Raw genomic sequence first — 25222 nt, 5'->3', positions numbered from 1 at the left:
TAAGGAAATGTCACTTATTAAAAAAGCCGATTCCCATCTCAAGGAATCGACTTTTTAGTTCATTAAGTAAGAGGTTTGAAAAAATAGCCTGTATATATTTGAACGATGAATAACTTACCTATTTTCTTGTGTTTGTTTGCATTACATAAAGAAAATTCAGAAAAACATAACGTATTATTTATCTGTTTGTTTTTGCTTCTTTTTCAAATACTCCGCACGCAATTTTTCAAGTTGCTGCTTTTTATCAAATTTGGCAGGCGTCTGTTTTTCATGAAACTTTGCCACCGCTGCCTGACCTTTGTAATCCAATTGATATTTCCCCACTTTGTTCACCTACTTTTCTTGTCTTTAAAGAGAATCTATTCAACAAATATAATATACCTTATTTTACTGAAGTAAACCTTATTAGTCAAAGGAACTTAAAGTAAAAAGCTTGATAATAGGGGAAAACCAATCTAAAAAGTCGCTTTCCTTAGGTAAGGGAAAGCGACTTTTTGTGTAGTCTTATTCAATTAAATGGCCCGATTGTTGAAGAAAGAGATACTCTGCAAAATAGATCTTTTTATCAAACTTTATTTTAAATCAACAATAGGTAAATTTCTTGGCCATTATTTTGCTTCACATAAAATTCTATACAAAAAAGCAACCTATAAATTTAGGTTGCTTTTTATTCCGTCTTTTATTACTTAGCTAATTCTTTCGTTCCTTGCATTACATCAACGAAAAATCCCCAGTTATTCACAACAGAAGAAATACTAATATGTTCATCTGGAGTGTGAACATTAAAGATATCTGGACCGAATGAAATAGCATCTAACTCAGGCATTTTTTGAACAAATACACTGCACTCAATTCCTGCATGTACTGCGAAGATTTCAGCATCTTTGCTGTATTTTTCTTGGTGCACTTTTTCGAATAAATTACGGATAGGCGAATTAGGATTATATGGCCACTCTGGATATTCAGACTCTTTTTCAAATGTTGCCCCTACTAATTCCGCAATATACTTAATTTCATCTACAATATGTTGTTTTAAACTACTTACAGAACTTCTCACTTCGCTTCGTAATTTAATCTCATCTTGCAACGTTTCAATAACCCCTAAATTAGTTGAGCTTTCTACAAGACCTTTAATATCCATGCTCATACTTTGTATACCATTTGGAATTAAGAATAATGAAGAAATAAGCTGTTTTTGTGTTTCTTTAGAAAAGAATTTTTCCGCCTTTTCTTCTACTTTTGTAAGTGAAACATGAACATCCGGATCAACAGCACGCAGCTCTTCTTGTAAAATACGTGTCCATAATTTTAGTTTTTCTTCTACTTGCTGTACATCTTCTGCACGTAATAAAATTGTAGCTACACTTTCACGCGGAATTGCATTTGTTTTTAAGCCGCCTTGAACTTCACTCATATTAAACTGAATGTGAAGTGATAAATCACGTAAAACTCGTCCTAATACTTTATTCGCATTACCGCGTTGTTTATCAATTTCCAAACCAGAATGTCCACCTTTAAGTCCCCCAACATATAGTCGGTATGTGTCCATATCTACTGACGCTTCATTCCAAATCACTGAAATCGTTTCAACTGCTTTCGCACCACCTGCACTACTCACTAGTAATTTATGATCTTCTTCAGAATCAATATTAATAAATATTTTTCCCTCAAAATGATTTGAATCAACAGCGAATGCACCGCCCATTGTCGTTTCTTCTTCAGTTGTAATAACAACTTCTAAAGCTGGATGCGGGATGTCTGTTGAATCTAATAATGCTAATGCATATGCAACGGCAATACCATTATCAGCACCTAAAGTAGTTTCGTTTGCATATAACATATCTCCAATAATTCTTAATTCAATTGGATCTTTCTCAAAATCATGAACTGTCGCTTGGTTTTTTTCACACACCATATCAGAGTGCCCCTGAATGATAATAGCGGGAACATTCTCATAACCAGAAGTAGCTTCTTTTTTTATAATGACATTTAACGCTTCGTCTTGAATAACTTCTAAATTACGTTCCTTTGCGAAACTCACTAAGTAATCACTAATTTCTTTTTCATTACCTGATCCTCTAGGAATCTTTGAAATTTCTGCAAAATGATAAAATACAGGGTGCTTTGTTAATTGTTCTAAAGTAGAATACATTTTTAAGCTCCTCTCCAATTGACAAAATAATATGTACGTCCTTTATTATTATACCATGATTCATTATTTTACTTTTATTTTAAGATTTCAAAAATTCATTATAACCTATTCATTCCATCCTCATATTTTTTAATTTAGTGTAAATAAGCTATACTCTTACAAGATTATAAGAGTGCTGTAATCAAAATCGATTTTTCTATTTAAAAAATAACCGTATACTTTAAATACATAATTTAAAGGAGATAATGAAAATGAAAAATTTTTATCTGTTATTACACTAAGTTTATTTTTTTGCAACTTAACTATCGGGTGTGAAAGAGTTTCTCTAAATAGAATCGGTAAGGATGTATATTACGTACAGATAAAAGGTGAAGGGTTTTTGAAAAGATAGAAGGTAGAAACTTACGGAACTACACATTGCCGGCATATGATGAAGATGGAGTAAGAAAACAAATTAGATTTAGAAGTAAAAAACAATCAAACGATCAAAAATTAAATGAAAAGGCATTTTTGTGCATTTATGTAGACCAAGAAAATAAAGATAAAAATGCAATATCATCGATCGAAGTAAAATCCTATGAAGAAATTCAAAAAGCGGATTTACCTTTAAAAGTAAAAGAAAAGTTTAATGCAAAATAAAAAATAAAGGAAAATGCTCTTATGCATTTTCCTTTATTTTTTCACTCGAGCATATTTCGAACTATTACTATCCATAAGTTTTTCTAAACGATTTATATTTTCTGTTAATGCACCTTTCACAAGAGAGAAATCTGTATTTGATTCTTCTTTTTTAGTTTTAAAAAACGAAGATTTTTGAGCATTTACTTCTGCCATCTCTTCTCCCCCTTTTCAAAAAGATACAGCCTTTTATTTATATTATATAGCAAATGCAGACAGAGTGTACACGTATCATTTTCTTTTTAATTCTTCTTCTAACTCTTCTACTTGCTGCAAAGTATCTCCTTTTATTAAAGAGAAATCTGTTGTATCTTCATTATTTTCTTTAAAAAAATCATTGTCATAATCTTTTATCACTACAATCACCTCTACGTGCTAGTGTAGGAATGATTGTCCAATTTTATACAAGCTTGTCTGAATTTGTTCTCCCTTTATGTATGGTGAAAAGGACAGAAAAAGATTCTGTCCTTATTTACTAAAATAACTATGATGAATTGTTAAATTATATACATTTTCAAAATCTCGATCTTGAAGATTATTTTTCTTCCCATCAATAACAATGAAAACATCACTAACTATTTTCGCTGGTATAATTCCGACATTTTCTACTTGCACCGCTTTCTGCTCATTCAATTGCTCGATGTGTTCTAATGGAACAATAATACTAAATTGAGAGCGGATACCACGAAAGTTTGTATTTAATTCCTTCACCGCTTCAAACACAACAATTTTCGCACCAATCTTTTCCCCATATGAATCTAAAAATGAGTTTAAGCTTTTTGTATATTCCTCTTCCGTATGCCATTCCATTGTCCCAAAGGCTGCTGGATTCACATTTTGAATAATTGTCGTATACATTTCTCCTCTTGCTTTTGAAGCAATTAATGACCTTTTAATTGATTGGACCGTCTTTCCAATATCGCTGAATTTCGCGCCCCATATTTCTGAAATATTAGGTGTCAAAATGAATGCAATATCAACGAAAATTACCATCGCAGTAAACATTAAAAGATTTTTCCAGAGGGTTAAATCTATTCCTTTTATCATGAAATAAACTGTGACTGATATTATAAACAAACCATACCACGTTTTTCGAATTCGCTGTTTCTTCTCCTCGTACAACTCTTCATTTCTCCAATAAAAGAAAACAAGAACTACAAAGGCGATTACTAGAATAAATAAACCGATTCGAATGTTAGAGATCGTCAATCACATCACCCTCCATTCAAAAACTCTTCACGATACCATTACATGCACAAACAGCTCTCTTTATGACAAAAGACGTGGACAACCTTCTAAATTTAGCTATATCGCATATAATTAGAAAGTGCCATGTCTTTTATCCCGCATTAACGGGCAGTAAGACCCCCCCACCTCAAAATTCAGCGAAAGCAAAGACGTTAGGTTAGGGATCAACTGCCCATAAAAGCCCGATTGGTGAAGGCCAATAATCAGTGCGGGATGAACACCCTCCACTGATTAAAGTTTCACTTTATCATGAATCTACATTGTATATGTAGACAAGCATGCGTTTCAAATTTTCATGTTAAAAAGAAATATGTTTCGGAATTTCCCCTTCAGGTACTTCTCCATCCATACTTAAGTAATAATGACGAATCGGACGTAATTTTTCATCTAACTCATAAACAAGCGGAATGCTAGTTGGAATATTTAATGAAACCACACCATCACTTGAAAGATTGTCTAAGTATTTCACTAGCGAACGAATTGTATTACCGTGCGATGATATAATTACTTTCTCACCACTTTTTAATGACGGTGCAATTTCTGAATGCCAATAATCAACTACTCTTTTCTCCGTATCCTCTAAACATTCAGTCAATGGGAATTCATCTTTTTTTAACGTTTTATATCTTGGATTGTTCGCCTCATATCGAGGATCATCTTCAGTAAGTGCAGGCGGTCTCACATCTATACTTCTTCTCCAAATATGAACTTGTTCATCTCCATATTTTTTTGCAGTTTCGTCTTTATTCAATCCTTGTAGTGCACCATAATGGCGTTCATTCAACTTCCATGAGTTATGTATAGGGACCCAAGTGAGATCCATTTCATGCAGTACAATCCATAATGTACGAATTGCTCGTTTTAGTACCGAGGTATACGCAACATCAAATGTATATCCATTCTTTTTTAATATTGTTCCTGCTTCTCTCGCTTCACTTAATCCATTCTTTGATAAATCCACATCTGTCCATCCTGTAAATCGATTTTCAAGATTCCACAAACTTTGTCCGTGACGAATGAGTACAAGTTTTATCATTATAATTCCCCTCTCGGAAATATGAATTTTAAAATTTCAATACGTACACATATAAAGTTTTTGGCAATGTGAATTTTTTATCCATAGTTGCCAAATATACAGATAAAAATTTATGATTTTTCAAACTACAAAACAAGATACTGTTTCTATCTTTTATTCTACTGGTATTTCACGCTTAGACGTCCATGCATCAAATCCTGAACGGCTATTTGCCATTTCATTCATAACTTGATGCCAATTTTCTTCACATGATTCGCCAAACTGTGAGAAAATAGCTCCCATTTGTTCTCTTTGAACATCGCTCAGTTTTTTCTCTAAGTCTGTTCCTTCTTCTGTTAAAGACAGCTGTTTCACACGACGATCATGTGCAGCTTCATTACTCTCAATAAGTCCTTTATCTAACAGTTGGCGCAACGGTCCGTGAAGAGCTTGTTTACTTATTTCTAAAAGTGATAGCAGTTCATTTACACTAAGCCCTGGAAAACGAGCAATAAAAAACAGAATTCTATGATGTACACGCTGTATACTATACTCTTTTATTATTTCATCTGGTTTTTCTGTAAAAGTTTTATATGCAAAGTAAAATAATGCTAATGCCTCATTCATTTGCTCTTCTTTATGTTGTGTCATCTACTTTCCCCCTGTATGTAAATTATACCACAACTCAATTATGAATAATTAAGTTGGTATATTGAGCCTAATTTCTTCATTCTAAAACCAACAAATTTCAACTATTATATTTTTTGAAGGTTGTTTAATTCGTAAACCATACCTTAAAATAAAGTATCCAAATTACTTTTTAAAGACTTCTTAAGGAAATTGGTTACATTCACCTGAATACTTCTTCCAGTTAATGAATTCCATTACTAGATAAGCCAAAAAATTAAATTAGCAGTTTTATATTATATACAAACCTAAAGTTGTTATAAATACAACGGGTAACTAAATCTATTTTAATCTTATTGAATAACGATGGTCTTTCTTCTTTAGTTATAATAATGAAACGTTCTTTAAAAACCAGTGACGTTTGTAAAACAAAAAATAAAAGGGATGATACATATTAATCTTGAATCATCCCTTTTGTTATGACTTTAATGTCACCATATTATTTTAATTATTCATCTCCAGCAAGAGTTAACTGCCAAGACACACCATACTTATCATTTAACCAGCCAAACTTTTTACTAAACGGATATGAACCTAAAGGCATAAGAACTTTTCCATCTTGTGCTAGTTTATTAAAAACGGTTTCGATTTCCTCTTCCGTATCACAAGTTACATAAAGAGACATAGCTGGAGTGAATGTAAAATCATGCTTTACATAACTATCAATACACATGAACTCTTGTCCATTTAGCGTAAAAGTTGCATGAATTACAGTTCCCTCTTTACCTGGTCCATTCTCATCATAACGAGAGATACTTACAATTTCTGATTGATTAAATAGCGATGTGTAAAAATTCATCGCTTCCTCAGCTTTGCCCTCAAACATTAAAAACGTAGTGATTTTTTGATTTGTGTTACCCATTTAGAGACATCCCCTTGTTATGTATTTATGCAAAACATACATCGGACAACAAAACCGAACGTATATTCTTATAAGTGTATTGTCTATAAAAACGATGAGTTTGTCAATTATCTATGTTTTATTTCTTCTTAAATAATGCTGTCCAAAGAAATGATTCTCCAAACATATTATTTGGTTGTTCAATTTGCTTCATTTTTCTAATTTCAATTACTTCAAATTCTTTAAATATCTCTCTTAACTTTTCTTCTGAATATGCAAGACTACCTTGCAAACTCCATCCTCTATACACATCCCAGTCCGTTATTTCCGATCCATTTCGCTCATTCAAATCACCTGCTGCAAAACATGTTAATCCGAAATAACCACCCGATTTTAATGAATTTTTAACTAGATCAACATAATTCATTCTTCTATGTGGTGGAATGTGATGCAAGCAACCGGAATCATATACAAAATCATATTCATCTTGAAAATCCAAATTAAAAATCGATTCACAAACAAATTGTATTTCTATCCCGTTTTCTAACGCCCTCTCTTTGGCCCAATTAATTCCTTCTATAGACAAATCTACGGCTGTTACATCAAACCCTTGTTTCGCTAAATAAATTGCATTTCTTCCTGGACCACATCCAAGCTCTAACACTTTCTCTTTTGAAATCCATTCTGTTTGTATATATGAAACTAAATTCTCATCTGGAACATTTGCAAAAAAAGGAACATCCTTTTCTCTATTCGTGTAAAATTCATTCCAAAATGGTACCGCGGGTCTTAATAATGAATCAAGCATTTTTAATATATCTTCTTGAGTGTGTAACGTTTCACTTTTCATTTATACTCCTCCATAATCAATAGTCAGAAAATCATTATATCTCTTTTTGAATTTTCAAACAAAGAAAAAACTCCTATATTCAATAGGAGTCAAAAATATTATCTCTTTAAAATCCAAGTACAGTTAACCATTTTAACAACTGCTCTTCTCGCACCTTCAAATCATCGTTTCTATACTTACCCATCTGTATTTCGCTAACAATTTCTCCGTCCACCATAAAAAGAACTCTTTCTGTTTTAGCTGCTACCTTTACGTCATGAGTAACTAGCAAAATTGTAGTTCCCATACGGTTTATATTTGCTAAAATATCCATTACCTCTTCTGTCGCTTTTAAATTCAAAGCACCCGTTGGTTCATCAGCAAAAATAATATTAGGTTTATTTATGAGTGCTCTACAAATAGATACCCTTTGTAATTCTCCTCCTGATGCTTCAGTTATATTATTAGTTGCAATTTGACTAATTCCCGTTTTCTTCATCAATTCAAGTGCACGTTTATTTATTATTTTCCTGCTCTCAACTTTTGCTAAATACGCAGGCAAAACTATATTATCAAAAAGATTCAAATTTCTAAGAAGATTGCTCTGTTGAAAAATAAATCCCATTTCGCTGAGTCGTAATTTTGCTAACACCTCTTCTTTCATACATGTTATTTCTTTACTATCAACTTTCACACTTCCTGATGACATTTGATCCATTCCGCTAATATTATATAGTAACGTCGATTTCCCTGAACCAGAAGGTCCCATGACCGATATAAACTCTCCCTCATAAATCTCTAAATTTATATTTTTTAACATATGGTAAGTTTTATTTCCATCCATTGCGTATTTTTTATTTAATTGTTTTACTTCTAAAATTTTTTTCAAATTACACACCTCCTACTCCCCATTTAGCTTTAAATCATTTGTTTGTTTCACTGTAAAACTACTGAAAAGTGTTGCTACGGTCACAGATATAAATAAAATAGCTGGACATATTACATAAGAAATGATCGGATTAACAACAAACTTTATGTGAGCTGCTCCCATAAATGAACCTAACCAGCTTATTAGTGTTTCTCCAAACGTAGCAGCTATAAATGTCCCTGTTAAAATACCTACTAATACTATAGAAATAGAACGAGTAACATATTGTATACGAATATCTTTGTAGGAAAAGCCGATACTTTTCATAATTAATATTTGCGAAGAATCTTTTACCAATAACATTTTAAAAAACATCGCAGTTATTAAAACCGATATCAATATAGCAATCAAAATTGCCACTTGTGTCACGAGTCTTAATTGTTTAATTGTCTCTCCTAAAGTTTGAGATAAATAATTATCCGTATCTGTTATTTTTGCAGAATTAAAATTTTGTTTATACTCCTTCACTTTTTCTTGTAGATTCACTTTGGGTTTCATATCTACATTTACTACGTACCATAATATATTTTCTTTATTATAAGAAAAACTCGCTTTAGCTGTTTTTCCTCCATTCGTTACATCTTGATATATACCACTAATAGTTAGCATTTTCTCTTTTCCTTCTACAAATAAAACGATTTCATCCCCTATATTCTTTTTTAATTCATTTGCGTTCATATAAGAGAAGTGATCTCATTTTCATTTTTTGGTGCCATACCTTTAACATATTCTATTGGAAATTGAGCGAAATCTCCCACTTCTACATTTAAGTTTTCATGTGTACCATCAGCTTTCACCATTTTAAATGTACTCGTTACAAATGCTGCATATTTTTCTACCTCTTCATCGTTTCCGACATACGATATAACGTCATTAAACCGTTTTTCTATATTTTCAGATTGCTGTAAATCTATTCGTATATCACTCTTTCCTGTTCCCATATAATTAACAAATTGCGGTGACTGAATCGTGTACAAAAAGTTAACCGGTACAACAATCATGAACACTGCAATAATTAAAACGATACTTAATACTCGATATAACTTAAATCGTTTCACTACATCTTGTATACCAATAAATATATTTACATTTGTAATTTTAGTTTGATAGAGAGAAAAAATCTTCTAATCTTTCTTTTTCCTAGTTTATCTCTTGATCGTAAAGCGTCTATTGCTGTAATTCTCCTGAAATTCCGCAAAATGATGCGGCAAAAAAGGATAACGGCTAGAAATAACAATGTTGTGACTATCAATGGCACAACATAATATAAAATACTTTTATTAACTGTCCCCATATAAAGTGCGATGTTAGAGGTAAATATTTTTGTAACAAATAACGAAAGGATATATCCACATATACATCCGATAGCGGAAATAACAACATATTTTGTTACATATAGTTTTTGAATATCTTTACTTTGAATGCCGATAGCTTTCATAACACCAATTTCCCGATAATCTTCTTCCATTGAAGTCATAATCGTAAATCTAATACATAAAATCGCGATTAGCATTAATAATGCACTTATTATGATAAGCACTGCAGCTATTATTCCATCTGTTAATGAATTGAGTGTTTTAAAGAGTGAATACGTAATAGAGGGACCTTTTTGAGGTAAGTTTGATGACTGGTATAAAGTTTCAAATCCATTTATTTTATTTAAATCTGTTAGCTGGAATTCAATAAGATATTCACTTTCTCCAAAATTCCCCTTTATTCTTTCGAAGTCATCATCGCTTATTACAAATCGTTTTGAACTAACAAGTGATGGGTTCATTTGAACATCACGAACAAATGCCGAAATAGTAAATTCTAGCTCATTATTATTTTTAACAACCCAAATTTTATCTCCAATACGCAAATTATATTTTTGCATATAATAAATTGGTACACCTATTTCCCCTTTCCTAACATCGATCAATTCATTATTTAAATCTAATAAAAAGTCAAAAATAGTATTTTGCTTAACGAAGCTAATGTCCATTACACTATTATGTTCCGCTTGATTTTTCTTCTTTATAAAAATGTTAGATCCGCCTATTTGAACCATCTCTGCTGTTTGTTGTTTTTTTACAAAAGGAGTTTGCGCTACAAATGAATCAATTGACTTTTGGTTTATTTCTCCGGCATGCATTTGTACGAAGTGCGGTGCGTTTGATACTTTAAACAATTGATCCGTTGAGTTCAATAGATTTATAACGTTACTTGAAGCACTTGCGATTAAAAGACTTGATAACATGATAAACATAAATAGAATGGTATTTATCATTTTATTTTGAGAGAAATCTCTTTTTAACATTCTCCTAATCATATGGAGCTAGTTCCCTTCATTCCATAATATTTTCTTCGTCACTATCGCTATTATTATCATTATGAAACTAATAACTAATATAGGTAAATAAATTTTCATACTGAATCCTTCAAACATAAAACCATAAATGACTTGCCCAATTGGTGCCATACATTGAGATACCGCTGTTATAATTGCCATTACTTTTCCTAGGTTTTCATTTGGTGTTTTCTTTTGGACTACAGTAATCACATAGATGGATACAATTGTCACGATCATTGCAATTAGAATAGAAGAAAGTATAAAGAGGATAAATGGTGGATAGTATCCTAAATTAAGAATAACTGGCGTAACTGATAGTGCCATTGGTAGTACTAATAAAGCTATTAAAAGCATCCAGTAATACAATGTTTTCATCTGTAGCTTTTTCGCAAAAAAACCTATCGATAATGCACCTAAAATAGTAGCAAAATCGATCAATCCCATTCCAATTCCGTATAACGTGTCGCTACTTTCCATTGTTACTCGTATAATAATTGGAGCGCCAACAACAAATAGCGGTGTAAGTATTAAATTTAGTAATGCAGCTAAAAGCATAGATTTCAAAATAAATGGTTGTTTTAAAACATATATAAATCCTTCTTTCATATCCTTTACAATTGTCGGTATTATATGGCTTTCTCGTGCTCTTTTTATAAAAGGTATTTTAATAAACATTTCTAAAATCGCAGATAAAAAGAAAGCAAGACAACTTATTATTACGAGCATTTTCAAACCAATTATGCCGTACAGTATTCCTCCTAATACAGGAGCAACTATATTCGATAATGCTTGCACACCATTTACGATACCGTTCGCTTGCTCTAACTTATTCTCTGGAACTAATTGCGGAATACTCGCCATTACAACAGGTGAATACATTGCACTAACGACTGCTAGTAAAAACATAATTGTTCCAATCAATATAATAGATACAGGTCCAGTAAATAACAAAATTATAAAGCTTAATACAATCGCAGCGTTGATAAAGTCAAAAATAACCATTAAATTACGGCGATTGAAACGATCTGCTATCGCTCCGCCAAGAGGGGCTAGCAAAAACGGAATACTCGTTACCGCATATAATCCTGCGAATATATCAGCACGCCCTGTTATATCTAGCACATATAATGACAGGGCAAAACGTAAAAGTGTTGAACCTAAAATAGTAATAATTTGTCCACTCACCATTAAGTGAAAATCTTTCATCGAAGACCTTATACTAGCTGACATCCTTATCACACCTTTCATTCGATTCAGACCGACTGTCGGTCGATAATATCCAAACAGAAAATTACTATTTCTGTTTGATTAAAACCTCCACCATGTAATCAAAGGCTCCCTCTTTCGCTCCAACAGATGCTTCCATCATTTTGATATAAGCTTTAGCTCTCCTCATCATTTCTTCCGGCTTCCACTGGAATAAACCCTCATCAAATATGACTTGTGCTGAAGAGAGTAATAATTCAATCGTTTCTTGTGGGTATGGAGTAGAAAATATGCCTTCAGCGATTCCTTGTTCTAAAATCTCTGCTAAAACAGGAGATAAATGAATAATTGATTGTACTATACTTTTTTGATGCATTTCCGCATTATTTGGCTGATGAAATTGTTCAATCATTTTATCTTTTACATCTCCTGATTTTGGTGATTGTTCCATTAAAACTCGAAATAACTTATCCAAAACTGGGATATTAGGGTTAGAGACAATTGCTTTCGCTTTAGCAACATCCGCTTTAATAATCCTCATAATAATTTCATCCATTACTTCTTCTTTCGACTTAAAATAATGATAAAACGTCCCCTTTGCTATACCAATCTCTTTTAAAATGTCATTTACTGTAGTTTTCGTATACCCTTTTGTAACAAACAAACGTTCAGCAGTTTCTAAAATTTCATTTCTACGCTCCCCATATTCTTTTACGATCCTCATTCATGTACTCCTTCCTACGGACCGACTGTCGGTTTATTTAAAGTATATGTTTAGTATGTGAAAAGTTTCCTGTTATCGTACATATACAACAACCTACTTTATATTTCCTTTATGAATTTTAAATTTTTAAATACGGTAAATGAAATTTTAAAGGTTGTTTCTATGCAATCACCCTTGTACTTATATCGACTTCGTTGTATAAAAACAAAAAAGAGCCGCAACACTTTGCGACTCTTTTTGAATAATAACTATTTAACGGCCACGTCTTTGCTGACCTTGTTTTGTACTACTTTTCTTATTACTTGGCTTATTAAATGATCGATTGTTATCATTTCTCGAACTATTTCTTGAATCGTTTCTTGGACCACCTTTTGAACCACTTCTTGAACCTTCACGGCTATCTCTTTGACGATATTCACTTGATTTCTTTGGAGCCGGCTTTTGTACCGGTTTTCCATTTTCATCTACATTTTTTATCATCGGTTGTTCGATTATTTCTCTTTGTATTGGTGCACCAAGCGTTTTTTCAATTTCTTCTAAATGTTTTTCATCTTTCGCTGCAACGAACGTAATTGCAAGACCTGATCCACCTGCACGTCCTGTTCGGCCAATGCGGTGAATATAACTTTCTACATCTTCAGGGATATCAAAGTTAAATACGTGCGTTACACCATCTACATCAAGTCCACGAGCTGCTACATCAGTCGCAATTAAGTACTGAATTTTAGCCTCGCGGAAACTCTTCATGACTCTTTCACGTTTCGCTTGAGGTATATCACCATGAAGTTCAGCACAATTATAACCTAGTCCTTTTAAATTATCATAAAGCTTACTTACTCTAACCTTTGTACGACAGAAAATAACTGCTAAAAATGGCTGATCACGATCCATAACAAAACGAAGTGCATCTGGCTTTGCACGATCTGTCGTCTCAATGACACGCTGCTCAATTGTATCTACCGTTACTTCTTCACTTTGTACTTGGATCATTTGCGGCTCTTCCATATAACGTTTCGCCAATTTTTTAATATCTTTTGGCATCGTTGCTGAGAATAACATCGTTTGTTTACTATCAGGTGTCTCATCTAAAATATCTTCAATATCATATAAGAATCCGAAATAAAGCATTTGATCCGCTTCATCTAGTACAATCGTTGAAAGATTACTTAAATCAATTGTTTCACGTCGTATATGATCTAATAATCGTCCTGGTGTCGCAACAACAATATGTGTATTACCTTTTAATTTTCTTAATTGTTGTGCTACATCTTGTCCGCCATATATCGCTAGTACATTAATATCTTCTCTTTGAACAAGCATTTTTTTAATTTCAGTTGTAATTTGCAGGGCTAGTTCCCTTGTTGGTGCAACAATTAAAGCCTGAACATCACTAGACTCTGGATCGATTTTTTCTAAAATCGGTAACACGAATGCTAACGTTTTACCCGTTCCTGTTTTCGCCTGTCCAATAATATCTTTTCCTGACATAATAACAGGAATTGCTTTCTCTTGAATCGGTGTTGCTTCTGTGATTCCATTTTCACGTAATGTATGATTAAAAGTTTCACTAATTCCTAATTCTAAAAAGTTTTTCATATTGACCACTTCTTTTCCTTATTTTTCACATTAGCTTTCATTGTACCATTTGTTTCGCCAAATATGAAAAATAAAAAAATTCTTACCTTCTCTTTTTATATTCATCGTGTACTAGATGGACAAATTCTTTTTGCTTTTTCTCAGATTTTATTAATGCTTCCATGTTAATAGAAGACAAAATGAACTTTTTAATTTTTCTATTACCCCAAATCAAACTTGTGTACTTCGGATCTTCGTGTAGATTTCGAAACCACTCTAATTCACTTAACTTCGCAATATGATGTTTTAATTTCATATCATTTCGGGGATACAACAAAATAATATTCGCTATTACATCGAATAAAGAGCTCATATTCTTCCCTCCTATAACTTCTTTTAAAGTATATAAACTCCTATACATATATATTTCAATTTTACGGAAAGATAGTTATAAGGTGATAAAATTGATTACTAAATTAATAAAGATTTTTTGCATATTTTTCTTACTATATTTTCAATCCACCACAATTATTATGGCTAAACCACAATCTAATGTGATTAATAAATTTAAACATGCTTTACTCAAAAGTGATAAAAAATTAATGCATTCATATGTAACAGAAGGACTCAAAATACCTACTTTCCAAAAAGAAAAACATCTTCATAAAATTTTAGAAGTACCGTCTCCTAAAGAGGATACTACAATTCTTATCGCTTATTTCAAAGACACTAGTGATGTATGTACTATTGGTTTCATTTTAGAAATAGTAACAAAAAACAATAAAATATCTCACATTAATCAAATTTATGATGGAACTAATCCCTTTATGAAAGAAGCTACTATTGTAAAAGAATATGAATTGAAGTTTAAGCAGCATATACTAACAGCCACAAAATTCCCATTCGATATTCAGCAATTTTACGGTTACATCTATAACAATTACTTGGAACTACATTACAATAATGAAGATATTAATGGGATTTTAAAAATCACTGTTTCACCAGTTCAACATAAATTAGACCAATATGTACATAAAGGAACTAAGTTCTACAATTTAAAAAATAATACGAAAGCATTATTTAACTCTCATTTTGATTTAGCATATGAGCTTATATTTCAGAGAGACGGTTTTCAATATAAAATCGCAATTGGTAACAAACTATATATAAAAAGAAAATACAATGCTCAGGATTTGATTCAAATCGCAGAATCTATGAATTGAAAAACCTAGCTTTCCGGCATAGGAAAGCTAGGCTTTTTATTATTTTATATAGTACACATTTTATTTTTTTGAACAGGTACTTTCCTATTTCTTATGGAAATATACAAGTAAGAAAAAATAATAAATTGATTATTTTCTCACTTTTTTGTCCATCCTTTTAAAAAATCTATGTTTTTGTAAAAGGAGTGTTTATATGGAGAAACAGACACTTTGGAAAAAATTCAAAAAAAGCTCAGTAAACCTTGGAAAATCCAGCGTATATGAAAGTATTATTTTATTCTACACAATGAAAAAGAAAGAGTTACCTACTAAAGCGAAACTCATTATATTAGCCGCCTTATCCTATTATGTATTAACAATCGATTTCATTCCAGATATAGCTGCTATTATTGGGATTGGCTTATTAGATGATGTTTTAGCAATCGCTGTAGCGCATAAATATGTTATGCGACATGCTGATGCTGAAATTAGAGAAAAGAGTAAAATAAAAATGGAGTCATTATTTACTTCAGCACACATTTAACGAAGAAAGATAGGCTCTTACTTGTCTTTGCTCACTGCCTAACTATCATCTATAGGTTTTAAACAAATGATTTGAACAGTGTTAATACAGAAAAAAGAACTAAAATAATCTTTTAGTTCTTTTTGGTCAACTCAATTTATTTTTGAACAATAGTTAAAAGAGCCTATTTTAATTTACCAACTAAAACAGGCTCTTTACTAATTTAAATTTACAAGATCATCATCATTTTACGCTATACTTTGCTACTTCAACAACATTTCTCTTTCATCGCTTTCATCATAGACATAGTAGTCTTCATCATTTCATCACATTCATTCATTTTCACCATCATTGCCTTATCCATTTCTACATCCATTTGCATCATGTTATTCATCATCATTTTCATACACTTCATTTCACACATCATTTTTTCCATAGACATCATCATGTTTGTTGTTTCTACCATCATAGTTTTTTCCATATTAACATCCCCCTAGAATTTTTATGTTACAAGTATAAAAATTCCTTTTCGTTTTTCTAAAACCTTCTTAGTTTACCTCATACAAATATTTATCAATATATTTCCCTCTCAATTCGTCATTGATTAACTTTATTTATTGTCACGCTGAAACGTAAATATAATAAAAAGCATCTTATTATAGTTGCTTCCTTTTCTAACAATTAAATTATTAACACTATGAAACTCCATTTGTTTCGTAAACATAGGGTAAATCTATTATTTTTATAAAATTCATAAATCTAACTATAACGTTTTATAGTTTCATTCATATACTGTAGTAGATCACTAGAAAGGAGGCGTATATGTGGAAAGTTGTATTGTGTTCGTAAACGGCCAACCTTTTTTAGTACTCACAGTTGCTGGCATCGAAATTGCTAGATTGGAAATTACTCTTCAAGTAGCACTAGCTTTGAGAGTTCTCGGTATTCCAATCTGTGGATAATTCATTTAAGTAAGTTTAAAAGAGAGCTTTCGCCCTCTTTTAAACTCTTGTCAAAAAATGCACTTCTATACACTTAGCAAGTGTGACTCATAGCCTTGTAGAAATTATATAATAAATATACAAGCATTTACGTTAAAAGAACTTTCTTTAACACACACATCTGCAAACAATTTAACATCCTCCTCATATCACGTTCTTTATAGTGATTCAGACATGCTATTTGAATCCAGTTATTCTTTTGTAAATATGCTGATTCATAATGAACAATATATCCTTGTAATGCTAATGCATCGCCTACTGCCTTAGAACACTGCCCTTCGTTTAATTGAATGGTAAGAACAATTTGAGCGGCATGATCTTTAGGTGAAACAAGCTTTAAACCCATAGTAGTAATAGCTTGTTCAATATAAGCATACGCCTCTTTTATTTTTTCAAATGCCTCTTCATCTTCAAATCGCTTCAATGCTTCTTGCAATGCATAAATTAAATTCCATGAATGGGAGTATGGAATACTATCATTCATTTCATACATACCAATATCCATATACGCAGGTATTGCTTCATTTTCTCTATCATGTGATTATGAAAAACGAAAGATAATCCTGTAAATGATTTAATTGCTTTTCCGCTTACACCACTTACAAAATATACATCCTTCAAATTTATTGGTATTGCTCCAATTGAGCTTATACAATCTACACATAGTTTCATTTGATACTTTTTACAAAGAATGTCTAGTTCTTCTAAATTATTTAACATTCCAGTTGATGTTTCATGGTGAACAAACCAAAGCCATTCATAATTTCCAATTGCCATTATTTTTTCTAATTCTGTATAAATAAACGGCTCTGCCATTTCTTTTTTATACGTATCAAAATTTAAATGTGCACGTTTTGCCTGCTCAATTAATCTATTACCGAACTCCCCGTTCGCTAAAACTAGTCCTTTACCTTTTAATGAACGTAACTGTAAAGCAATTGCATCATTCGCTAACGTCCCTGTTCCTAACATAACTTGTACACGTTTTGCTTTTGTCATTTGCAGTAAACGTTTTTTTACATTTTCCATTGTCACTTGAAATGACTTAGAACGATGCGAAATAGGCTTAGTAGAAAATGCCTTTCGAACATTTTCTTCAATATCCACTGGACCAGGTAAAAACGTATATTCTTTCGTCATAATACCCCCAACACTCGACTCTTCAAACATAGCAGGGGTAACATACATTGGCTGGAAGGCTGCTTCTTCAGTACCAACTAACGTATGGAAAGATTTGAATCCCATTTGCTCATATAAAGGTAGTTCACGTGTTGTAGCAGAAATGAGTGCCAATTCATATCCATTTAGAAGCAAATAACGATGTAAAAAGCGAATTAAACCTAACAATGCTCTTCCATTTCGATATTCACGTTCTACTGAAAGTAAACGAATTTCATATCCATTTTCTCCATTTTCTTGCAAATAAAAATCTAGATTTGGAATTTTATAATCTAACGAGAATGGTCGTTTTCCTCGCAATGCAACCATACCTACTAACTTATCGTCATCTAAACAAATTAAATATGTATTTTCTTCATGGAAACGATCTATACGAACACGATCTTTCGTTTCTTCATGTTGCGGAATTTCTTCTACAAATGTTTTATAATTCAATTTATGTATACTTTCAAATTCCCAAGCTTGATCAGCAACTTTATAAATTAACCCCATGTTGTATCTCCTTTATGTATTTAATAAAAATTATAAGTGGAGATTAACTCCACTTATTAAAAGTTCATTTCATTCTCGATTTACATATAAAATAAGTACAATGATAAGTGCACTTAAAATAGTCGTAACAATAGAGTAAGAATACAAAATCATGCAAACTGGTAAACAAGCGATTGTAATTAGTCCGGGCTTAGTAAATCCTTTAAAGATTAAATAAAATATAATGAAAACAGCAATAAGAGTAAGCGCTATCAAATAATCAAATGCAATTAACCCTCCAATAAATGTTGAAATGCCTTTTCCGCCCTTGCCTTTAAATAAAATTGGGTAAATATGTCCAAGTATAACAGCCAGTAAAGCTAACATTACAAATGTAGAATCTTCAAAAAGGTATTTTGCAATAGAAACTACGATTGCCCCTTTGATCGCATCACCTAAAAATGTAGCGATGAAATACCCTTTTCCATATACGCGCCCCATATTTCTTGCGCCAGGATTTCCGCTTCCTTCATCCCTAATATCAACGTTATGTCTCAATTTTGTTACTATATAAGCGGTTAAGATGTTACCAAATAAATAAGAAGCCACCAAATACAAAAACTGCATACTATTAATCATGTAATCATTCACTTTCTGCATGGGAATACATATACACTATTCAATTACTACGTATTTTGTACGTTTTTCAATCTACATCCCTTCGTACATTTTAATATCATATTTTTACAAATAATACAAAAATTCTCATTTATCTATTTACACTTTAAAATATAAATCCTTCATTAAATAATATGTTCCTTTCACTGCCATTTCTGATTGGGATACAAATGTAAGTTCTTCAATCCTTTCCTCACAGCACTTCTTAAATACATCATATATTTCAGGAACTAAACGTAATATGCTACCACTTACTACAATTGGAGTTGAAAACTTACATTGCATCTTATTAAAAACATCTACTGTAATTCTCGCTAATTCCTTACCGGCTTGCATCATAATCTCATGTGCATCATCATTCCCATTTCTCGCTTCCTGAATAATTAATGGTGCGATTGCTGCAACTTTATCTTTTGAAGAAGTATATACTAGGCTTTTTATATGAGACGGTGTCAAAAGTTGAAACTGCCTTTGAATATTCAAGCTTAATGGACAAAGGCTAACTCCTTGATCGAATTGTAATGACATTCTCTTTAAAGCTTGTAACGCAATCCAATATCCGCTTCCTTCATCGCCTAAAATATGTCCCCATCCACCACTATACTCGTACACTTCTCCTTTCTTTCCAATACAAATTGCGCCTGTACCGCCAATCGTTAAAATTCCATCCTTCCCTTTTAAAGCAGCTGCATGTGCAATCATTGCGTCATTAAAAACTTCAATTTTCGTTTCATATTTCTTTATTAATCGTAATGTTAATTCATTTGTATTCGCTCCACTTATACCCGCTAACCCTAAACAAATACAAACGCAATGCCCATCTATTAAAGCTTTCTTGCATTGATCGATCGCCTCCATAATATGCGAAACTGCTTTTTCATAATCTATTAATATATTTCCAAACCCACTCGTACCTCTTACAACTTCGTTACCCTCTTGATCAAATGCAATTGCTTCTGTCTTCGTGCCTCCACCATCTACTCCAATCATATACTTCATATGTTCGCCTCATTTTCATCATCTTATTGGAGGGAATGTTATATTCCCTAAAACTACAGATTGCTTTGCACCTGTTGCGCTTGGCACATTACTCGGATTACGATGATGCGTTTCGTTTGCTAATATCGCAAAGGCGATTGCTTCTTTCGCCTCTGAAGAATAGCCTATATCTTCTTGAATGAATATCGCGCACTTTTCTTCATTCAATCCATTTCGTATCATGTCAACAAGTGTACGATTATAACTGCCCCCACCACCTAAAATTACTTCATCGATTTCATAATACGGCAGAATAAACTCCTTATAATGATGAACAATTGAACTTGCTGTAAACATCGTGACAGTCGTCAAAAGATTTTCTTTACCATGCTTTTCAAACCGCTTCAATAATTCACTTACAAACTCTTCTCCAAACTGTTCTCTACCAGTTGATTTCGGTGGATTCATTTTCAAAAATGGATGGTTCATACAATATGTCAAAATTTCATCTACAACTACTCCTTGTTTTGCAATCCTACCATTTTGATCATATGGCAACTGAAATAATCTTTGACATACATCATCGATTACCATATTTCCTGGGCCAGTATCAAAAGCAATTACACTCTTATTACTTCGTTTACTTGGAATCACTGTAACATTACCAATCCCGCCAATATTTTGTAGTAATCTATTTTTAGTTTGATGGCGATACAAAATGACCTCTGAATATGGCACAAGTGGTGCACCTTGTCCCCCTGCTGCCATATCCATTGTTCGAAAATTAGAGATAACCGTAGTGTTCGTTTCATATGCTATAACTGCTGGTTCTCCAATTTGCAATGTCGAAGAAATACTATTGCCTTCTTGCTTTGGCTGATGATAAATCGTTTGTCCGTGAGAACCTATTAAATCTAATTGTTCCAATGACAAATCAGCCTTTTTACAAACTTCCTCCACAGCATTAGCAAAACATAAACCAAGCTTAAAGTTCAAACTGCATATCAATTGAACATTAGATGTATCAATTGATAAAGCCTGCAGTATCTCATTTTTTATATCCTTACAAAATGGAACAGTAGTAAAATGAATGAGTTCGACCTTAGAATCTACACCGTTCCCTTCTATATGAACGAGCGCTACATCTATTCCATCTAACGATGTACCGGACATTATCCCTGCAATATACATAAAATGCATGCCCCCTATTCACTAAAAAACAATTATGTAAGTAAACAACGTACAACCTACAGAAAACAATATAAATCTAATAAACAACTGGACTTTCGATACAAATGTGCCATCAATGAAAGAAACAACGATCGTAAGCAAAACACTTGCCGCAATGCTTGTAACAATCCATATACTATGCATTTGTGATAGATTTAGCATTCTTAATAAAGGTACGAAAAGTAAATTCGCACATATCACTCCAAATAACAATAAAAATACACCTTTATAGCTAAATTTTATATTCATTCCATTTCACCCTCTCTGGACTTAATGTGAAAGAAGTGATAGACAAAATGCCTATCACTCAAAAATAAAATATAAAACTTACGGATTAACAGATTCCCCATCACCATTTTTCTCAATTTCAAGCATGTTTTTGTCGTACATTTTAAAGTATGGTAAATAAATAAGGAATGATATTGCTATGTTTATAAAAACTAATACAATTGCACGCCAATCTCCACCTGTGGCTAAATATGCACCAATTGGAGCTGGTAATGTCCATGGAGGCATTATATGTGTTGGTGTAACAAACCCCATCGCAGTTGCTGAGTATGCAATAGTTGCTGTTACTAGTGGTGTAATGATAAATGGGATAATTAAAATTGGGTTTAGTACAATTGGCAATCCAAAAATAACAGGTTCATTAATATTAAAGATACCAGGCACAATACAAGTTCTTGATAATGCCTTCGAATATTTTGATCGACCAAATACAATCATAGCTAATACAAGTCCTAACGTCGCACCAGAACCACCAATCCATATAAACCATTGGTATAATGGTTCTGGTGAAATGAATGGCAACTGATTTGCTCCACTAGCAACTGCTTCACCATTTTTCCCTAAATATACTTCCCATAATGGCCGGGCAACAGTTCCAACAACCGACACACCATGGATTCCGAATGACCAAAAAAATGTAATTAAAAATACTGGAATGATTACACCGAAGTAACTATCACCAGCTTTTACTAACGGTGCCGCTAATTTATCAACTACATGATGTAAATCAATACTAAAAACTACAGTTACTAAACTCACTAAAATAATTACGAATGCAGCAGGTATAAGTGCTTCAAACGAACGTGAAACAGACGGCGGTACTTGTTCTGGCATTTTAATCATTACATTTTTCGTCTTACAAAATCTTAAAATCTCTACTGATAAAATAGATACGATCATCGTTACGAATAATCCATGCCCCCCGAGATTTGTCATCGGAAGCATAAATCCTTTTTTATCGATTAATTCGGGCGTCAATGTTAAAAGTAGTGAGCATACTGCTAACTGTGCCCCTGATAAAGCATCTAACTTATAACTTTTCGCTAAATTGTATCCTATACCAAATGCTATATATAAAGACATAATAAACATCGTTAAACGATATGGTATTAATATACTTGTTTGATTTTTCAATGCCCAAACTGATATGAAACTATCTTTCGGTAATGGTGGAAATGCTACTATTAAAAAGAAACTCCCTACGATAATAAATGGTAACGCCGAAATAACTCCATCACGGATTGCTTGTAAATGCCTCTGTTCAGAAAGCCTTGCCATCGGTCCAGATAAGTTTTTATCAAGAAACGTGACAAACTTATTCATAACGCTTCCCCCTAACTAATTAATTCATTTACAGTTTTTAATAAAGTCGGTCCACCAAGCGGCGTGTATGCTTGCGGCGGAATAATACCGCACGGAATAGATTCTTGTTCTGTAAGTTTTTTTACAGCGTCAAATCGATGTCTAACTTGAGGTGCAACCATTACAACATCCCAACCATTCTTGACTTCTTCCTCAACCTCATTCGTTCCAATTGCATGCACTTGCATGTTCACACCTTTTTTCTCTGCTTCTTTTTTTAAAGCGTTTACAACAATTGCGCTGGACATTCCTCCAGAACAAACGAATAAAACTTTCATTATTGAATCCTCCTATACTTATAAATTGTTTCTTTCAAATGAAAGAAAGTTTCACTTTACTAACAAGCATATGAAGAAATGAAACGATTTAGTTATACTGAAAGTAAATTTCACTAAAAATATTTTTCCTATTAAATTAATGTTTCAATATTTATTTTTCTCAATTGCAGAGCCAACCTAACATCATATATTATTTTAAATAATCGTATAATAGGGAGGCGTATAAATGATTATGAAACGTTTAGTAATGATGTGCTGTATCGTCATATTGTTTACTCCTTTCTCTTTCATTTCCCCTCACTCTACTTATGCTGAAGTAAATACTACTTACAAAAAACATGAATTACGCGCTGTATGGATAGCATCTGTTCTCAATATTGATTGGCCTTCAAAAACTGGCTTACCTATTGAAAAGCAGAAACAAGAATTTATAAGACTATTAGACGATGTAAAAAACACTGGTATGAATGCAGTCGTTGTACAAATTAAACCGACTGCTGATGCTTTCTATCCTTCAAATTACGGTCCTTGGTCTGAATACATTACGGGTACACAAGGAAAAGACCCTGGATACGACCCACTCGCATTTATGATTGAAGAAGCACATAAAAGAAATATAGAATTCCACGCATGGATTAATCCATACCGAATAACGATGAATCACACTGATATAAATCGATTATCGGATAATCACCCTGCAAAACAGCATCCCGATTGGGTTATACCTTACGGCGGGAAGCTATATTACAACCCTGGTATTCCAGATGTGAAAAACTTTATAACGGAAGGCGCTTTAGAAATCGTAAAAAATTATGATGTTGATGCAATTCATATGGACGATTATTTTTATCCTTATAAAGTAGTTGGCGAAGAATTTCCTGATCAAAAAACATTTGAATCATATAATAATGGGAATTTTTCAACTATCGAAGATTGGCGTCGCAATAATGTAAATGAACTCGTAAAAGGTTTAAATACTGCTATAAAACAAGAAAAATCACACGTAAAATTTGGCATTAGTCCATTTGGCGTATGGCGAAATATAGCTGATGATCCAACTGGCTCTAACACAACTGCAGGTCAAAGAAACTTTGATGACCTTTACGCTGACACACGTGAGTGGATACAAAAAGGATATATTGACTACATTACACCGCAAATATATTGGAATATAGGTTTTACACCTGCTGCATATGATATATTAGTAGATTGGTGGATAAAAGAAACCAATAATAAACCCATTCACCTATACATCGGTCAGGCGGCCTATAAAATTAATAACAACTCTGTCCCTGCTTGGTCTGATCCTGAAGAATACCCAAAACAAATCGCATTAAATCGTCAATATCCTGAAATAAAAGGAAGTATGCATTTTAGCTTAAAAGATATTAATAACAATCCACTAGGAGTTAAAAACAGACTCTCAAAAGACATATATAAGCATCCTGCATTAATCCCACCTATGCCTTGGCTTGATCAAGATCCACCAAAACAACCTACTTTAAAAGGTGCTATTCCAAGAGAAGAAGGTATTGCCGTGGGAATAATTGACAATAGAGATAATGACTCTTCTTATTACGCCATTTACCGTGTGAATGGAAAAAATGAAGTGGATATACAAAACCCAAAACATTTACTTACTACTGTAAGAAAAACAAAACTTGGAGAAATTTACGTAGATAAAACGGCTATTTCTGGAGAAACGTATACGTATGTGGTAACTGCAGTTGATCGATTGCATAATGAAAGCATTCCTTCTAGTTTTACTACCGTTAAGGCAAAATAAAATCTCAAAAAAAAACGCCTTAAAGCTGAGA

Annotated in this window: 24 protein-coding genes and 4 pseudogenes; 5 read left to right on the top strand and 23 right to left on the bottom strand. The window is 32.6% G+C overall.

All coding sequences use genetic code 11. From position 1 onward, the window contains the following. Positions 1-174: 174 nt before the first annotated feature. On the bottom strand, positions 175-324 hold the full coding sequence (locus JFT89_RS15695; protein ID WP_002069316.1) for a hypothetical protein: 150 nt from the start codon (positions 322-324) through the stop codon (positions 175-177). Between the two features lie 358 nt (positions 325-682). Further along, positions 683-2152 carry an aminoacyl-histidine dipeptidase gene (locus JFT89_RS15690; RefSeq protein ID WP_016095329.1) on the bottom strand — a complete coding sequence of 490 codons (1470 nt, stop codon included), beginning with the start codon at positions 2150-2152 and terminating at the stop codon, positions 683-685. Between the two features lie 271 nt (positions 2153-2423). On the opposite strand from JFT89_RS15690, the pseudogene JFT89_RS15685 reads away from it, so the two are divergent. Then, positions 2424-2791 (top strand): annotated as a pseudogene (locus JFT89_RS15685) (YxeA family protein). 19 nt (positions 2792-2810) lie between these two features. On the opposite strand, the pseudogene spoIISB reads toward JFT89_RS15685, so the two are convergent. The 13 genes and pseudogenes from spoIISB to JFT89_RS15620 all read right to left on the bottom strand — a co-directional run bounded on the left by spoIISB (position 2811) and on the right by JFT89_RS15620 (position 14588). Continuing rightward, positions 2811-2986 (bottom strand): annotated as a pseudogene (spoIISB, locus tag JFT89_RS15680) (stage II sporulation protein SB). Positions 2987-3061: 75 nt separating this feature from the next. Continuing rightward, positions 3062-3187 carry a hypothetical protein gene (locus JFT89_RS15675; protein WP_002069312.1) on the bottom strand — a complete coding sequence of 42 codons (126 nt, stop codon included), beginning with the start codon at positions 3185-3187 and terminating at the stop codon, positions 3062-3064. Between the two features lie 111 nt (positions 3188-3298). After that, on the bottom strand, positions 3299-4039 hold the full coding sequence (locus JFT89_RS15670; RefSeq protein ID WP_002069311.1) for a type II toxin-antitoxin system SpoIISA family toxin: 741 nt from the start codon (positions 4037-4039) through the stop codon (positions 3299-3301). A 337-nt stretch (positions 4040-4376) separates the two neighbouring features. Then, complete coding sequence (gene gpmA / locus JFT89_RS15665; protein WP_002032137.1) at positions 4377-5114, bottom strand: 2,3-diphosphoglycerate-dependent phosphoglycerate mutase; 738 nt, start codon at positions 5112-5114, stop codon at positions 4377-4379. A gap of 153 nt (positions 5115-5267) precedes the next feature. Next, positions 5268-5744 (bottom strand): MarR family winged helix-turn-helix transcriptional regulator, encoded by a 477-nt coding sequence (locus JFT89_RS15660; protein ID WP_002017049.1) that lies wholly within the window; start codon positions 5742-5744, stop codon positions 5268-5270. A gap of 484 nt (positions 5745-6228) precedes the next feature. Next, positions 6229-6642 (bottom strand): VOC family protein, encoded by a 414-nt coding sequence (locus JFT89_RS15655; RefSeq protein ID WP_002012925.1) that lies wholly within the window; start codon positions 6640-6642, stop codon positions 6229-6231. 118 nt (positions 6643-6760) lie between these two features. Further along, entirely contained in the window at positions 6761-7471 is a 711-nt protein-coding gene (locus JFT89_RS15650) for a class I SAM-dependent methyltransferase (RefSeq protein WP_201040341.1), read from the bottom strand. 106 nt (positions 7472-7577) lie between these two features. Continuing rightward, positions 7578-8339, bottom strand: coding sequence for an ABC transporter ATP-binding protein (locus JFT89_RS15645; RefSeq protein WP_002136331.1), 762 nt, complete (start codon positions 8337-8339; stop codon positions 7578-7580). A gap of 12 nt (positions 8340-8351) precedes the next feature. Further along, a pseudogene (locus JFT89_RS15640) lies at positions 8352-10689 on the bottom strand (ABC transporter permease). Positions 10690-10695: 6 nt separating this feature from the next. Next, positions 10696-11958, bottom strand: coding sequence for an MFS transporter (locus JFT89_RS15635; protein ID WP_274606665.1), 1263 nt, complete (start codon positions 11956-11958; stop codon positions 10696-10698). A gap of 46 nt (positions 11959-12004) precedes the next feature. Next, positions 12005-12640, bottom strand: coding sequence for a TetR/AcrR family transcriptional regulator (locus JFT89_RS15630; RefSeq protein WP_002069302.1), 636 nt, complete (start codon positions 12638-12640; stop codon positions 12005-12007). Positions 12641-12892: 252 nt separating this feature from the next. After that, positions 12893-14245, bottom strand: coding sequence for a DEAD/DEAH box helicase (locus tag JFT89_RS15625; RefSeq protein ID WP_201040340.1), 1353 nt, complete (start codon positions 14243-14245; stop codon positions 12893-12895). A gap of 73 nt (positions 14246-14318) precedes the next feature. Then, positions 14319-14588 carry a hypothetical protein gene (locus JFT89_RS15620; protein ID WP_016095324.1) on the bottom strand — a complete coding sequence of 90 codons (270 nt, stop codon included), beginning with the start codon at positions 14586-14588 and terminating at the stop codon, positions 14319-14321. 91 nt (positions 14589-14679) lie between these two features. Here JFT89_RS15620 and JFT89_RS15615 point away from each other — a divergent pair, with 91 nt between their 5' ends. Together JFT89_RS15615 and JFT89_RS15610 are read left to right on the top strand one after the other, a co-directional pair. Continuing rightward, on the top strand, positions 14680-15438 hold the full coding sequence (locus tag JFT89_RS15615) for a hypothetical protein (RefSeq protein ID WP_016095323.1): 759 nt from the start codon (positions 14680-14682) through the stop codon (positions 15436-15438). Positions 15439-15631: 193 nt separating this feature from the next. Beyond that, on the top strand, positions 15632-15961 hold the full coding sequence (locus tag JFT89_RS15610; RefSeq protein ID WP_002035120.1) for a YkvA family protein: 330 nt from the start codon (positions 15632-15634) through the stop codon (positions 15959-15961). Positions 15962-16208: 247 nt separating this feature from the next. Here the strand turns inward: JFT89_RS15610 and JFT89_RS15605 are convergent, their stop codons facing one another. Continuing rightward, positions 16209-16421, bottom strand: coding sequence for a hypothetical protein (locus JFT89_RS15605; protein ID WP_000416118.1), 213 nt, complete (start codon positions 16419-16421; stop codon positions 16209-16211). A gap of 343 nt (positions 16422-16764) precedes the next feature. Here JFT89_RS15605 and JFT89_RS15600 point away from each other — a divergent pair, with 343 nt between their 5' ends. Further along, positions 16765-16902, top strand: a complete 138-nt coding sequence (locus JFT89_RS15600; RefSeq protein WP_002127410.1) for a DUF3956 domain-containing protein — start codon at positions 16765-16767, stop codon at positions 16900-16902. Positions 16903-17029: 127 nt separating this feature from the next. Here JFT89_RS15600 and JFT89_RS15595 read toward each other — a convergent pair. The 7 genes and pseudogenes from JFT89_RS15595 to JFT89_RS15565 form a co-directional block, all read right to left on the bottom strand. After that, positions 17030-18612: pseudogene (locus JFT89_RS15595) on the bottom strand (aminotransferase class V-fold PLP-dependent enzyme). A gap of 69 nt (positions 18613-18681) precedes the next feature. Then, on the bottom strand, positions 18682-19230 hold the full coding sequence (gene plsY / locus JFT89_RS15590; RefSeq protein WP_201040339.1) for a glycerol-3-phosphate 1-O-acyltransferase PlsY: 549 nt from the start codon (positions 19228-19230) through the stop codon (positions 18682-18684). 138 nt (positions 19231-19368) lie between these two features. Continuing rightward, a complete protein-coding gene (locus JFT89_RS15585) occupies positions 19369-20268 on the bottom strand; it encodes a BadF/BadG/BcrA/BcrD ATPase family protein (protein ID WP_033707443.1) in 900 nt (299 codons plus the stop codon). 18 nt (positions 20269-20286) lie between these two features. Continuing rightward, positions 20287-21438, bottom strand: a complete 1152-nt coding sequence (gene anmK / locus JFT89_RS15580) for an anhydro-N-acetylmuramic acid kinase AnmK (protein ID WP_016095318.1) — start codon at positions 21436-21438, stop codon at positions 20287-20289. Positions 21439-21459: 21 nt separating this feature from the next. Next, entirely contained in the window at positions 21460-21726 is a 267-nt protein-coding gene (locus JFT89_RS15575; RefSeq protein WP_016095317.1) for a hypothetical protein, read from the bottom strand. A gap of 78 nt (positions 21727-21804) precedes the next feature. Further along, positions 21805-23088 carry a PTS sugar transporter subunit IIC gene (locus JFT89_RS15570; protein ID WP_201040338.1) on the bottom strand — a complete coding sequence of 428 codons (1284 nt, stop codon included), beginning with the start codon at positions 23086-23088 and terminating at the stop codon, positions 21805-21807. A gap of 11 nt (positions 23089-23099) precedes the next feature. Then, positions 23100-23405 carry a PTS sugar transporter subunit IIB gene (locus JFT89_RS15565; protein WP_016095315.1) on the bottom strand — a complete coding sequence of 102 codons (306 nt, stop codon included), beginning with the start codon at positions 23403-23405 and terminating at the stop codon, positions 23100-23102. A gap of 226 nt (positions 23406-23631) precedes the next feature. On the opposite strand from JFT89_RS15565, the gene JFT89_RS15560 reads away from it, so the two are divergent. Next, complete coding sequence (locus JFT89_RS15560) at positions 23632-25191, top strand: glycoside hydrolase family 10-like protein (RefSeq protein ID WP_201040337.1); 1560 nt, start codon at positions 23632-23634, stop codon at positions 25189-25191. The last annotated feature ends 31 nt before the right edge of the window (positions 25192-25222 follow it).

Source organism: Bacillus sp. TH25 (assembly GCF_016650935.1).
Classification (GTDB): domain Bacteria; phylum Bacillota; class Bacilli; order Bacillales; family Bacillaceae_G; genus Bacillus_A; species Bacillus_A mycoides.
Note: the sequence above shows the minus strand (reverse complement) of the source record. Positions and strands in the feature narration are given on the sequence as shown.

What these genes read in the sequence shown, in the direction of transcription:
- JFT89_RS15690 (WP_016095329.1), bottom strand. Translation starts at nt 2,152, where the DNA reads ATGTATTCTACTTTAGAACAATTAACAAAGCACCCTGTATTTTATCAT.
- gpmA (WP_002032137.1), bottom strand. Translation starts at nt 5,114, where the DNA reads ATGATAAAACTTGTACTCATTCGTCACGGACAAAGTTTGTGGAATCTT.
- JFT89_RS15660 (WP_002017049.1), bottom strand. Translation starts at nt 5,744, where the DNA reads ATGACACAACATAAAGAAGAGCAAATGAATGAGGCATTAGCATTATTT.
- JFT89_RS15655 (WP_002012925.1), bottom strand. Translation starts at nt 6,642, where the DNA reads ATGGGTAACACAAATCAAAAAATCACTACGTTTTTAATGTTTGAGGGC.
- JFT89_RS15650 (WP_201040341.1), bottom strand. Translation starts at nt 7,471, where the DNA reads ATGAAAAGTGAAACGTTACACACTCAAGAAGATATATTAAAAATGCTT.
- JFT89_RS15635 (WP_274606665.1), bottom strand. Translation starts at nt 11,958, where the DNA reads ATGAAAGGTGTGATAAGGATGTCAGCTAGTATAAGGTCTTCGATGAAA.
- JFT89_RS15630 (WP_002069302.1), bottom strand. Translation starts at nt 12,640, where the DNA reads ATGAGGATCGTAAAAGAATATGGGGAGCGTAGAAATGAAATTTTAGAA.
- JFT89_RS15620 (WP_016095324.1), bottom strand. Translation starts at nt 14,588, where the DNA reads ATGAGCTCTTTATTCGATGTAATAGCGAATATTATTTTGTTGTATCCC.
- JFT89_RS15610 (WP_002035120.1), top strand. Translation starts at nt 15,632, where the DNA reads ATGGAGAAACAGACACTTTGGAAAAAATTCAAAAAAAGCTCAGTAAAC.
- JFT89_RS15605 (WP_000416118.1), bottom strand. Translation starts at nt 16,421, where the DNA reads ATGGAAAAAACTATGATGGTAGAAACAACAAACATGATGATGTCTATG.
- plsY (WP_201040339.1), bottom strand. Translation starts at nt 19,230, where the DNA reads ATGATTAATAGTATGCAGTTTTTGTATTTGGTGGCTTCTTATTTATTT.
- JFT89_RS15585 (WP_033707443.1), bottom strand. Translation starts at nt 20,268, where the DNA reads ATGAAGTATATGATTGGAGTAGATGGTGGAGGCACGAAGACAGAAGCA.
- anmK (WP_016095318.1), bottom strand. Translation starts at nt 21,438, where the DNA reads ATGTATATTGCAGGGATAATGTCCGGTACATCGTTAGATGGAATAGAT.
- JFT89_RS15575 (WP_016095317.1), bottom strand. Translation starts at nt 21,726, where the DNA reads ATGAATATAAAATTTAGCTATAAAGGTGTATTTTTATTGTTATTTGGA.
- JFT89_RS15570 (WP_201040338.1), bottom strand. Translation starts at nt 23,088, where the DNA reads ATGAATAAGTTTGTCACGTTTCTTGATAAAAACTTATCTGGACCGATG.
- JFT89_RS15565 (WP_016095315.1), bottom strand. Translation starts at nt 23,405, where the DNA reads ATGAAAGTTTTATTCGTTTGTTCTGGAGGAATGTCCAGCGCAATTGTT.
- JFT89_RS15560 (WP_201040337.1), top strand. Translation starts at nt 23,632, where the DNA reads ATGATTATGAAACGTTTAGTAATGATGTGCTGTATCGTCATATTGTTT.